This window comes from Corynebacterium lipophiloflavum DSM 44291 (assembly GCF_000159635.1).
GTDB lineage: Bacteria > Actinomycetota > Actinomycetes > Mycobacteriales > Mycobacteriaceae > Corynebacterium > Corynebacterium lipophiloflavum.
Map to the genome: position 1 here is coordinate 42,441 of NZ_GG667196.1, position 7,801 is coordinate 50,241.

Here is a 7,801-nt window from a genome sequence, read left to right on the forward strand (position 1 = left end):
GGGCGCACATGAAACTCACTGCAGCCGCGGGCGCAATTGCCCTGGCCACCTTGACCCTCACCGCGTGCGGTTCCGACGATCCGTTCGCCGTCAGCGGTGAGGCGGGCACCGTTGTCATTGGAACCGCGAATTTCCCTGAATCCGAGATCATCGGCCAGATCTGGGCCGAGGCGCTGCGCCAGGAAGGTTTCGACGTCGACGTCAACTCCGGCATCGGTTCCCGCGAGGTGTACCTCGGGGCACTGCAGGAAGGCAGCATCAATGTCGTCCCGGAGTACTCGGGCAATCTCACCCAGTTCTACGGCGGCACCCCCGCCGATGAAGCGGCGCTCGCCGAGGCCTTACCGGATGACCTGGAAGCCGGGGATTTCAGCCCGGCCGAGTCCAAGGACGCCTACCGCGTTACCCGGCAGCTCGCGGATGAACGAGGCTTGGGAACCATCGCCGATTTGGACAAGCTCGACCAGATCACCATCGCAGCGCCGCCGGAGTTCGCCGAGCGGCCGTACGGCCCCGCAGGCCTGAGCGATATCTACGGAATCGATGCCGCCAAAATCAGCGTCAACCCGATCTCGGACGGTGGTGGCCCGCTGACCGTTCAGGCCCTCGTCGAAGGTGCCGCTAACGTTGGCAACATCTTCACAACCTCCCCCGCTCTGCTGAGCAACGGGGAGGAAGCCGACGTGGTCATTCTCGAAGATCCGGAGAACCTCATCCCCCCGCAGAACGTCGTTCCGGTGATCAAGGCGGGCTCGCTGCCCGACGGCGCCCTCGACGTGATTAACTCGGTAAACGCGCAGCTAACCACTGAGGACCTCGTTGAGATGAACCTGCGCAATGTCGGCCCGGAGCGTGCTGAACCGAGCGCCATCGCGCAGGATTTCGTCTCTAGCTTGAGCTAGCGACTGTCACGCGCACGCCCGACTTCGGTCGGGCGAGGATCTCGGTCATGGAGTAGTTGATGTCGATCGCCTCCGCCGAGATACGGACCTCCGGTCGCGCGAGAGCCTCGACAGCTGCGGACAGAGCCGTCACCGCGATCTTCTCCCCCGGGCAACGATGCCCAGTGCGCACGTCAGCACCGCCCTGCGGGATGAACGGCTTGATTGTCTCCGCCTCGGACTGGGTTTCGTACGCCATGAAACGCTCCGGATCAAAGCTCGCCGGGTTATCCCACTCCTCGGCCGAGTGGAGGGTGCCGACGAAGTCGAGGATGACGCGCTGCCCCTGATGGATGGGGCAGCCCTCGAATTCCGTGTCTTTGGTCGCCTTGGCTGGAAACATTGGCACGAACGGGTAGAAACGGCGAACTTCCTGGGCGAATGCGAAAGCTTCACGGCCGGTTTCGGACTCGTTGATGCGGGTGCGCCACTGAGGGTTCTCCGCGAGCGCAACGGCGGCGAAAGAGGCGAAGAAGCCGACGGCGACCGTGGGGCGCGTGAGGTTTTGCAGCTCGATGCCGGCGGTTCGGGCGTCGACACGCTCGCCGCTGGCGTCGGTGAGTTGTGCCATGTGCTCGAGCACGCAGTCCGGGCGGGCGGTAATCCTGCCTTCACGGACATCGGTGATCAGCGCTTCGGCCCAGTTGTCGAGCTGGCGGCGCTGCCAAAATGCTTTCGGGGTTCCGGTGGCGGTGCCGAAGTTGTCAAGCAGCGTGATCATGCGGCCGACTAACTCGTCGGTGTTTTCTGCGGGCAGATCGATGCCCGCCCAGCGGAAGGCAGCACGACCGAACGCGAGGGAAAGATCCTCGAAAACGTTGCCCTGGGCGCCTTCCCAGCCAGCGACTGCTCGCTCCACTTCCTCCGCGACCAGCGGCGCGAACTCGGCGACCCGCTCGTCTTCGTAAGCCATCGCCGCCATCTGTGCTTTACGCACCTTGTGCTCTTCGCCGTCGAGATTGTGCACCGCGCCTTTGCCCACGAGGGCATCGCCGATGACGGGCGGCATGGCACCTTCGCGCTGCATGACATCCTCGTCGTAGAACAAGTCGATGCCGGCAGAACCGCGCACGATGGTCGCGTCCTGTCCGAGAAGTTTTGTGGTTACGGGGCACATGGATTCGGGTTCGAGGCCCGCCGTTTTTCGTAGGTTCGAGGGAAGAAGGTAGCCGTCTGTGAGGAATTGGATGGTGCGGTCGCCTGAGACTCGTGGGTTCTGGTTGGAGGTCATGCGCACCAGCGTACGTATACTCGCACCGTGCCCGCTCCCCGTATCGGCCTCGTCATCCCCTGTCTCAATGACGCGGACCTGCTCGCCCCCTGCCTAGACAGCGTGTCGCGCCAGCGCGAACCCTTCGACTGCGTCATCGTGGTTGATAACGGATCGACGGATAACACAGCAGATGTGGCGCGTTCCTATGGCGCGGTCGTCGTTTCCGAACCCCGCCGAGGCGTGACGTGGGCTTCCCACGCGGGCTACAGCGAGGCGGCGGCGCGGGGCCTCGATGTCATCGTGCGTATCGACGCCGACGTGCGCGTCTCGCCAACCTTCAGCCTGCAATGGAAAAACGCATGGGAGGAGGCAGCCAGCAACCCGAACAAGGACGTCGTTGGCATGACCGGCGCCGCACGCTTCGACCTCCCCGGGTGGCGCGGCTGGCTCCTCAGCGCCTTGTATCTGCGTGCGTACCGTTACAGCGTGGGCTCCGCGCTCGGACACACGCCGTTTTTCGGCACGAACTGCACCCTGTCCGCCGCCTGGTGGCTCGACGTGCGCGACGTCATTGACCCGAGCGACACCTTCTCCCACGATGACATCCAGATGTCTTTCGCGGTGCGCGCCCACGAAACGGTTCTGTTCCGTCCGGAGATCACGCTGCTGACTGACCCCCGCCCGCTGCGCGGCGCCCGCCAGCTCGCCCGACGCTTCTCGCGCGGGATGCACTCGATGCGCCAAGGATTCAGGAACTCCCCGCCGCAGCGTCGACTGTGTGAGCGCGTATAAGCTTTGTCAGCATGGAGTCGTCCCGTACCTTGTCCCGCTACGACCTGATGTGCGATCGCGTCGCCGCCCAGGTCATTGCCCAGTACTCCACGAGTTTTTCTCTGGCTACTCGGTTTCTCGCCCCCCGCGTGCGCACTGACGTGCGCAACCTCTACGCGATGGTGCGCATCGCCGACGAAATTGTCGACGGGACCGCCGGAGCGGACGCGGCACAGCTTCTCGACGCCTACGAAACGCAGGTTCTCGCCGCACCAGCGGCACGCTTCCATACCGATCCGGTACTCCACGCCTGGGCCAATAGCGCTCGCCGGTGCGATTTTTCCGCGGAGCATGTCACGGCCTTCTTCGCCTCCATGCGCCGCGACCTGAACCAATCCACTTACAACCCGGCCGAGTTCGATGCCTACGTGTACGGCTCAGCAGAGGTCATTGGTTTGATGTGCGTGTCGGCATTCGTGGCGGAAGAGCCTGTGCCCGCCTCGACGCGCGCCGAGTTGGATGATGGTGCCCGCGCGCTGGGTTCCGCTTTCCAGAAGGTGAACTTCTTACGCGATCTCGCCGAGGACCGCGAAAACCTGGGCCGCACCTACTTCCCCCAGTTGGGTGAGCGCGAGATCGACGACGCCGTGAAAGCTGAACTCGTCGCCGACATCCGCGCCGATCTCGCCCGCGCGCGCCGCGCCATCGGACTTATCCCGGGATCGGCGCGCGGCGCCGTCGCCGCAGCCGAGGCCCTCTTCTCCGAGCTCACCGAGCTTATCGACGCCACGCCAGCCGCCACCCTCGCCACCACGCGCATCTCCGTTCCCCGCCACCGCAAGCTCTACGTCACCGCGAAAGCCCTGAGGAGGGCACATGTCTGAAACAACCGCCATCGTGATCGGCGGCGGCGTCGCCGGCCTCGCCACCGCCGCCTTGCTGGGTCGTGAAAATTACAAGGTCACCCTCGTTGAGCGCCTCGACTCCGTCGGCGGCCGCTCCGGTGAAGAGACTATCGACGGTTACCGCTTCGACACCGGCCCATCCTGGTACCTCATGCCCGATGCCTTTGACCGCTTCTTCGCGCTCTTCGGCAAACGCACCGAAGATCTTCTCGACCTGGTGGACCTCGCACCCGCCTACCGCCTTTTTCCGGAAAATGACGAACCCGTCGACGTGTTCTCCGGGCGGAAGGAGGCAATTGCGCTCTTCGATTCCATCGAACCCGGCGCCGGCGCTTCCCTCGCGAACTACCTGGATTCCGCTGCCGACGCCTACGACATGGCAGTCGAGCACTTTCTCTACACCACGTTCAGCTCTGCGCTGCCTTTTCTTTCTGCCCCGCTTCGTCGCCGCGCCCGCGACCTCGCCCGGTTGCTCACGGTGCCCCTGGACAAGTTCGTCGACTCCCGCTTCAGCGACACCCGCCTCCGGCAAATTCTGCAGTACCCTGCCGTTTTCCTCTCGTCCCACCCGCAGCGCACGCCATCGCTGTATCACCTGATGAGCCACACCGACTTGGTGCAGGGCGTGAAATATCCCCAGGGCGGTTTCGCGGCCGTCGTCAATGCTCTGGCCGGGCTCGCCGAGGACAACGGCGTAGACATCCGACTGGGCGCCGACGTCAACGCGATCACCTACTCCGGTGACAGGGCAACGGGGGTGCGACTTGTCGGCGGAGAGCAGATCACGGCCGATATCGTCGTGTCCGCCGCCGACCTCCACTTCACCGAGACGCGTTTGCTCCCGCCGTCGAAACGCTCCTACGACGAGAAATGGTTCGGAGCGCGCGACCCCGGGTTGGGCACAGTGCTGGTGATGCTCGGCATAGATACAAAGTTGTCGCAGCTCGCCCACCACAACCTGCTGTTCAGCGAGGATTGGGACAGCGACTTTGACGCGGTGTTCGACGGCCCCGTCGCCTCCCGCCCCTTGGATGCCTCTCGGTCGATCTACGTCTCCATGCCTTCGGCCACCGATCCCTCCACGGCACCTCCAGGTTGCGAGAACCTGTTCATGCTCGTCCCCGTCCCCGCGGCAGCCGACTTCGGGCACGGTGACCTCTACCAGGCGGAGTCATCCCCCGCCGTTGCCGCCGTCGCGCATGCGGCCGTTGACCAGCTCGCCCAGTGGTGCGGCATCGAGGATCTGCGTGAGCACATCACCGTCATGCGCACCCTCGGCCCCTCCGACTTCGCCGAACGCTACCGGGCGTGGTCTGGCGGCTCGATCGGCCCGGCCCACACCCTGCGCCAGTCCGCCTTCCTCCGCGGGCGCAACGTGTCCAAGAAACTGCGCAATCTCTATTACGCAGGCGCGACCACGGTGCCCGGAGTCGGCGTACCGATGTGCCTCATTTCAGCCGAGAACGTGCTCACTCGCGTGTTGGAGCCGCGCTCGTGATGCATCTTTCCTATCTCATCGTTTTGCTCCTGACACTCGGGTGCATGGTGCTGTGCGACTGGCGTTGGACGCTGGCCTTCTTCGCGGACCCCCGCCGCGCCGCCGTGCTGTCGCTGTCTGTCGTCGCCCTATTCCTGCTGTGGGACGCCCTGGGCATCGCCACCGGCACATTTTTCCGGGGTGACTCCCCCTTTATGACGGGCATCGAGCTTGCACCGGAAATGCCCCTCGAGGAGCCGATGTTCCTATTCTTTCTCACCTACCTCACCATGAACCTCACATCCAGCGTGCGAAGGATGGTAGCGCAGTGACGTACCTGCTGTTGAGCCTGCCGTTTCTGCTTGGGGCGGCGGCGCTGTGGGGGTGGCGTCGTCACGCGTACGCTGCCCAGGGCAAGGTGACGGCGATCGTGGCTGCGGTGTTGCTCACGCTAACCGTCGTTTTCGACAACCTGATGGTCGCGGCCGGGCTCGTGGAGTACGACGGTGCGAACAACCTCGGTATCTATCTGGGCCTCATCCCCGTCGAGGACTTGTTTTACACGGTGTTCGTCTGCCTCGTTATCAGCGCCCTGTGGCCGGGGGAGGTCTCATGATCCGCGCAATTCTCGCCGCCTCGCGCCCCGTGAGCTGGGTCAATACCGCAGTCCCCTTCGCCCTGGCCTATCTGCTGGACACCAGCCGCTTCGACTGGCTCCTGCTCGTCGGCTTCGTGTTCTTCCTCGTTCCGTACAACATCGCGATGTACGGCATCAACGACGTGTTCGACTACGAGTCAGACATCCGCAACCCGCGCAAGGGCGGCATCGAAGGTGCCGTGCTGCCGAAGAGCCTGCACCGGCCCCTGCTCGTCGCGGCGGGCGTGACGACGCTCCCCTTCGCGCTGGTCCTCTACGCCGCGGGCACCACCGCATCGGCGTTGTGGCTCACGCTAGCGCTGTTCGCGGTCTACGCGTACTCGGCCCCGCCGTTTCGCTTCAAGGAGATCCCCGTCCTCGATTCGGTGACGTCCTCGAGCCACTTCACGCTGCCGGCGCTCGTCGGCGCCACGATCGCCGAACCCGCGGTTTCTCGTGGTTTCTGGCTGGCGGTGGCCGCGTTCTTCCTGTGGGGGATGGCAAGCCACGCTCTGGGTGCGGTCCAGGATGTCGTCGCCGACCGCGAAGGAGGCCTGAGCTCGATAGCGACGGGCCTCGGCGCCCGGCTGGCGACTCGCCTGGCCTGCGGCGGGTACGCCATCGCTGCCGTGCTGTGCTTCGCGCTGCCCTTCCCGGGCTGGATCGTGGGGGGACTCGGGCTCGGCTACGCGGTCAACGCGCTGCGCTTTGCCAACGTCACCGATGAGACGTCGGCCGATGTGAACCGGGCGTGGCGGGTGTTTTTGTTACTGAACGTCGCCACCGGCGGTGTGATCACCGTGTCCGTGCTCTTTTTCCTGTTTCCGCCCGCCCTCTAGGATTGTTTGGGGTACAAACATAGTATGCGTACCCACACCATGGCCCTCACCCTGTGCGCCGCCCTTGCGTGCTCTCCCCTCGCCCAGGCGCAGATCTACGATTCCGGCCTTCAGGTGCCCGCACCCCAAGGGCCCGCAGGGACGCTACTCGCGTCCACCGCGCTCGACCCGAGCGTCGGTCTGAGTAGCGCGGCGGCGCAATATCGTTTCGCGTACACCACCACCAACCAGCACGACGCGCCCGCGGTGTCCACCGGGGCAATCTTCGTGCCCCGCGGTACGCCGCCGGCTGGTGGCTGGCCCGTGATCGCGTGGGCGCACGGCACAGTGGGGCTGGGCAGCGAGTGCGCCCCGAGCCTCAACCCCCGCTCGCCCCGCGACGCGGAGTACCTGAACCGCTGGTTGGACGAGGGTTACGCGATCGTCGCTACCGATTACACCGGGCTTGGCACTCCGGGGTTCCACAGCTACCTCAATGGCGCCGTTGCCGCCTCCAACGTCGTCGACTCCGTCGCCGCGGCACACCAATTGCCGGAGATTGGACTGTCTCCGAAGTGGTCGGTGGTCGGGCAATCTCAGGGCGGGGGCGTTGCGCTGCACGTCGCGCACCGCGCCACGCGGCTCAGCCAGGAGCTCGGCTTGGACTACCGCGGGGCGGTTGCGACGGGCGCGCCCGCCTATATCGAGGACCTGATCATTGCCGGCGGGCCCGCCTTCCCGCCGGTGCCTTTGCCGGCTGGACTGACCACGTACGCGCTCTACATCATCGCCGCGCTCGACGAGGCCTACCCGGAGCTGGATATTGACTCCGCGCTCACCGACGAGGGCCGCCGCCTAGTCGCCGAAGCCTCCAAGGGCTGCTACGCCGCGGTCGCCGAGGCCTCGCGCGGGGTGAACCTCTCCCGCGCGTTCAACCGCCCGTTGCGCGATATCCCCGGATTCGAGCAGGCCGCGCGGGAGTTTATGGCCACGCCGGTTGTAGGTTACGACAAGCCTGTATTTTTGGGCCATGGGCTTC

At 65.2% G+C, this 7,801-nt stretch carries 9 protein-coding genes; 8 read left to right on the plus strand and 1 reads right to left on the minus strand.

The window, feature by feature from the left end; translation table 11 throughout:
• The first annotated feature begins 8 nt into the window (after positions 1-8).
• Positions 9-902 carry an ABC transporter substrate-binding protein gene (locus tag HMPREF0298_RS09670; RefSeq protein WP_006840996.1) on the plus strand — a complete coding sequence of 298 codons (894 nt, stop codon included), beginning with the start codon at positions 9-11 and terminating at the stop codon, positions 900-902.
• Here HMPREF0298_RS09670 and HMPREF0298_RS09675 read toward each other — a convergent pair.
• Positions 889-2,172: a cytochrome P450 gene (locus tag HMPREF0298_RS09675; protein ID WP_040423088.1), complete on the minus strand. Its 1,284-nt coding sequence runs from the start codon at positions 2,170-2,172 to the stop codon at positions 889-891. The genes HMPREF0298_RS09670 and HMPREF0298_RS09675 overlap by 14 nt on opposite strands.
• A gap of 27 nt (positions 2,173-2,199) precedes the next feature.
• Between HMPREF0298_RS09675 and HMPREF0298_RS09680 the strand changes: the two genes are divergently transcribed.
• The 7 genes from HMPREF0298_RS09680 to HMPREF0298_RS09710 all read left to right on the plus strand — a co-directional run.
• Positions 2,200-2,946 (plus strand): glycosyltransferase family 2 protein, encoded by a 747-nt coding sequence (locus HMPREF0298_RS09680; RefSeq protein WP_006840998.1) that lies wholly within the window; start codon positions 2,200-2,202, stop codon positions 2,944-2,946.
• A gap of 11 nt (positions 2,947-2,957) precedes the next feature.
• Positions 2,958-3,809, plus strand: a complete 852-nt coding sequence (locus HMPREF0298_RS09685) for a phytoene/squalene synthase family protein (protein ID WP_006840999.1) — start codon at positions 2,958-2,960, stop codon at positions 3,807-3,809.
• The gene (gene crtI, locus HMPREF0298_RS09690; RefSeq protein ID WP_006841000.1) at positions 3,802-5,328 is read left to right on the plus strand and encodes a phytoene desaturase family protein; all 1,527 of its coding nucleotides are present in this window, start codon (positions 3,802-3,804) and stop codon (positions 5,326-5,328) included. The genes HMPREF0298_RS09685 and crtI overlap by 8 nt, the downstream gene beginning before the upstream one ends.
• Positions 5,328-5,639, plus strand: a complete 312-nt coding sequence (locus tag HMPREF0298_RS09695) for a lycopene cyclase domain-containing protein (RefSeq protein WP_006841001.1) — start codon at positions 5,328-5,330, stop codon at positions 5,637-5,639. Before crtI ends, HMPREF0298_RS09695 begins: the two co-directional genes overlap by 1 nt.
• Positions 5,636-5,923 (plus strand): lycopene cyclase domain-containing protein, encoded by a 288-nt coding sequence (locus tag HMPREF0298_RS09700; RefSeq protein WP_006841002.1) that lies wholly within the window; start codon positions 5,636-5,638, stop codon positions 5,921-5,923. The genes HMPREF0298_RS09695 and HMPREF0298_RS09700 overlap by 4 nt, the downstream gene beginning before the upstream one ends.
• On the plus strand, positions 5,920-6,783 hold the full coding sequence (locus HMPREF0298_RS09705) for a prenyltransferase (RefSeq protein ID WP_006841003.1): 864 nt from the start codon (positions 5,920-5,922) through the stop codon (positions 6,781-6,783). The genes HMPREF0298_RS09700 and HMPREF0298_RS09705 overlap by 4 nt, the downstream gene beginning before the upstream one ends.
• Positions 6,784-6,807: 24 nt before the next feature.
• A partial coding sequence (locus HMPREF0298_RS09710) for an alpha/beta hydrolase (protein WP_006841004.1) occupies positions 6,808-7,801 on the plus strand: 994 nt, incomplete at its 3' end.

Bases quoted from the DNA above. Each gene is read 5' to 3' on its own strand.
- HMPREF0298_RS09670 (WP_006840996.1), top strand. From the start codon at position 9: ATGAAACTCACTGCAGCCGCGGGCGCAATTGCCCTGGCCACCTTGACC.
- HMPREF0298_RS09675 (WP_040423088.1), bottom strand. From the start codon at position 2,172: ATGACCTCCAACCAGAACCCACGAGTCTCAGGCGACCGCACCATCCAA.
- HMPREF0298_RS09685 (WP_006840999.1), top strand. From the start codon at position 2,958: ATGGAGTCGTCCCGTACCTTGTCCCGCTACGACCTGATGTGCGATCGC.
- crtI (WP_006841000.1), top strand. From the start codon at position 3,802: ATGTCTGAAACAACCGCCATCGTGATCGGCGGCGGCGTCGCCGGCCTC.
- HMPREF0298_RS09695 (WP_006841001.1), top strand. From the start codon at position 5,328: ATGCATCTTTCCTATCTCATCGTTTTGCTCCTGACACTCGGGTGCATG.
- HMPREF0298_RS09705 (WP_006841003.1), top strand. From the start codon at position 5,920: ATGATCCGCGCAATTCTCGCCGCCTCGCGCCCCGTGAGCTGGGTCAAT.